This is a genomic window from bacterium, from assembly GCA_021372535.1.
Lineage (GTDB): Bacteria > Latescibacterota > Latescibacteria > Latescibacterales > Latescibacteraceae > JAFGMP01.
The window spans coordinates 1-2,845 of the sequence record JAJFUH010000120.1 but is presented as its reverse complement, the minus strand read 5'-3'; the positions used below and the strand labels follow the sequence as shown (position 1 = coordinate 2,845).

At 49.3% G+C, this 2,845-nt stretch carries 1 protein-coding gene; it reads right to left on the bottom strand.

The window, feature by feature from the left end; all coding sequences use genetic code 11:
- Positions 1–2,845 (bottom strand): PAS domain S-box protein (locus LLG96_11400; GenBank protein MCE5250814.1); only part of this gene is annotated, 2,845 nt, incomplete at both ends.

Genomic DNA, 2,845 nt, shown 5'->3' with positions numbered 1-2,845 from the left:
TCACATCGATGATCATCCCTGTTTCCGCATCCAGTATCAGGATTCCGTCTTTCGCCGATTCAAAGAGCCGACGGTACCGGATCTCCGTAGCGCTCAGAGCCTCCTCGGCCTGCTGGCGGGAAAGAGCGATACCGATACTGGCGCTCAATCCTTCAAAGAAACGGATCATCTCCAGCGTGAATCGATTCCGCCGGCGATCATTTAACTGTAACAGCCCGATGATACTTTCACCTACCCGCAGAGGGATCAGCGCAACGGACTCGTAGCCCTCGCCGTTACAGCGGTTGCGGGTACGCGCCTGACGATCCTTTTCAGAGGTCGAAGCCAGCAGGTCCGTGGTAGAATTACTCCAGAAACTGCCATCCGCTGTAAAATAGGAGTACTGCGTATCGGTCCGGCTGTGCAGGATATTGCCGCACATGCATTCCAGCACGGGATTACCCTCCGCGTCGCGCACAATCTCCCCTGTCTCATCGCGCGCGCAGAGATAGCGCTCCATCTCCACGAATTCAGCAGGGAACCCGACGGTCTGGTAGTACGGAAAGTCGCCATCCTCGCGCAGGCGGATACCCACTGCCTCAATGCCCGTGCTCTCCCTGACCAGCTCTATGATGTCGCGAATCGTGTCGGTGGTGTTCTCGATATGGTTCAAACGTTCCAGCACTTTCCGCTCCAACTGTTCCTGTTCCTGAGCTTTTTTGCGTTCGGTGACGTCCTTCGAAAGCACGACGATCGACTGTGGATTTCCCGACGAATCATGAATGACACCGGCCGATACTTCTCCCGGAAATTCACGCCCGTCTTTAGTCACCAATAGATACTCCACACTCTCTTGGAAACCCTTATCGAGCATTTCTTTTAAAACCGCCATTGCTTCCTGACGTTCTCCCGGAGCTGCAAGATCGAAAGCACTCTTGCCGACCAACTCCTCTTTCGATGAAAAACCATGCATTTTCACAGTTGCCGGGTTACAGTCGCGTATTGTTCCATTCAGATCGAGAACAGTAATTGCATCGGGAGAAGAGTTGAATACCGATTGCAGCTTTTCTTCGGATATCCTGAGCTCTTCCTCCGCACGCTTTTTTTCGGTGACATCGGTGAAGAAACCAATATTACACTCCCTTCCATCGATCAAAGACTTTGTTGTGGTTATATTCGCATACACTATCTCCCCATTTTTTCTCAGGCACTGTAATTGTGCCAGTGTTATTTCTCCTCGCGCCTGAGCCATAAATACAGAAATAACATGCTCTAAATCTTCTTTGGGATGAATATCCTCCAAATGCATCCCTAACAGTTCTTCTGTGCTGTAGCCCAGTATGTTACTGATGGCGGGATTGGCATATATAAATGCTTTTGTCTGAATATCTGCAATCAGTATACCTTCACCGGCATTTTCAAATAATATTCGGTAGCGTGCTTCCGATTGCATCACCGCTTCCTCCGCAACGGCCTGCTGAATGACCATGGCGACAGCGCTGCCGAGTCCTTCCAGCATTGAATCTTCAGCGGGAAGTATTGGGTGCCGGGCGAACAGTGCAAGGACTCCTATCGTTTTTCCGCCGGGAATATGGAGCTGGTATCCCGCGAACGATTCGAGCCCCAGCTCGCGCGCCCATTCATGGTTGTGGACGCGGGGATCGTTCTGCACATCGTTGGTGATGAATTTTGGGTCTTCATCCGACGCTACACGTCCGATCTTATAACAGCCGAACGGAACGCGGCGGTGGCCTCCGCCGTCTGTGTGGGTGTACCGTCCGGAACTCGCCAGCAGATGCAGGCATTTGTCACGGTAACGGCAGACATGCGGCCCTTTATGAACCTTGGCATGTTTACAGTCACGCTCGCACAAGTCCCCGGGCCGGATCAGCCATATCCGGCAGAAATCGGCGCCGAAGACACTGACGATACTGTCGGTTATGATTTTCAGTTTGTTTTCGAGCGACGCCGGTACAAGAAGCGAATGCTGAAGGTGATTAACACCCTGCCTCTGGAGGTGTAATTTCTCCCGTTCCTCTTCCGCCTGCTTGCGCATGGTGATGTCACGAACTACGCACAGAACCCGGGTATTTGATAGAAATATCGTACGAGCTTCATATGTTTGTAATTCATCACCAATCATAATCTCGTATTCAAACGAGGTTATTTTACCTGTATTGAGCGTCTTATGAATCGCTTCCTTCGCCCGTTTGGAAACATTGGGAGGCATAACTTCATTAACATTTTTTCCTAAAAATACTTCTGGAGAAGCATAGAGGTTTGATCCGTCGGGAGCGTGATAGTCGAGTATAACTCCATCTTTTGTGAAACTAAAAAGCAAATCGGGTACGGCATTCAATATGGCACGGTTTTTCTCCTCACTCTCATGCAATGCCTTTTCTGCCAGCTTTCGTTCGGTGATGTCGGTAACGGTCAAAAGAATTTGTTTGAATTGTTCTTTCTCGGAGGGAATATTTACGCCTATGATAATATTGATCAGCCTCCCGTCAACCGTCCTGTTAACCGACTCTTTCTCGAAATACGGCTTTCCTTCTGCAATCGCAACCATGAAATCACGAAACCACTCATGTATTTCGGGAACTATATTTTTACCATAAGGCACCAGAATTTCTTTTTTGGTTTTGGCGCCGTATAGTTTGAGGGTCGTATCATTTACATCGAGTTTTTTCGTTAAAAACAATGCCTTTTCTACCGTCTCAGGGTGGTCCTCAAAATATGTATGAAAATCGGTGATAGCTTGCGCTCGCAAATCATCGATAATCTGAAATGCTCCGCTCCAGTCCTGCTCCCATATCGAGACAGCCGCATTATTGAAGATGTTCCGGAACCGTTCCTCGCTTTCACG